This window comes from Corallococcus praedator, from assembly GCF_003612125.1.
Classification (GTDB): domain Bacteria; phylum Myxococcota; class Myxococcia; order Myxococcales; family Myxococcaceae; genus Corallococcus; species Corallococcus praedator.
Genome location: NZ_RAWI01000863.1, coordinates 1 through 527 on the forward strand (window position 1 = coordinate 1; position 527 = coordinate 527).

1 protein-coding gene is annotated in these 527 nt (G+C 56.5%); it reads right to left on the minus strand.

The genetic code is table 11. The features are described 5' to 3' along the window. Window positions 1-145: 145 nt before the first annotated feature. Window positions 146-527 (minus strand): hypothetical protein (locus tag D7Y13_RS46270; protein ID WP_208734579.1); only part of this gene is annotated, 382 nt, incomplete at its 5' end.

The following is a 527-nucleotide window of genomic DNA, read 5'->3' on the forward strand; positions in this document are numbered from 1 at the left end:
GCCCCGACAGTCCAGTTTCAGGATCTGCCGTCACTTCTCGCAAGCCCAGCGCCAAAATTTCCGGCAGCTTGTCTTGCAGCGATCCTAACTGCTGGGCGAGGTCATCAGGAATTTCAACAGTGACTTGCATAATGCGGTCTTTCCCCTACGCTGAGAACAATCTTACCTTCGTTTCTTGCAGCACACTGGCGGGCTTGCCCAGCAGCTTCAGCGCACTCAAACCACCCGATCGCACAATTTCCGGGACTTGAAATAGCCGCGCATCTTCTAGCCCGTCCGTGCCCGACAAAACAAACTGCTGAGCGATCGCCTGCACCGTCCGCGCCGTTTGCGGTGGCATTCCCTGCAACCAGTCTGCCTGCTGCCTAGCAAACTCGGCAAAGCGAATCGTGCGCGTTTGGGGCGTGAGCCTGTAGCCCAACTGCCCCAGCACATCATACAGGTCGTAATCTTGCATCTCGCGAATCAACTGAATCAGCTTGGGAGAACTGCCCGCCTGCACCAGTTGCGTCAATAATTCCCGTCGC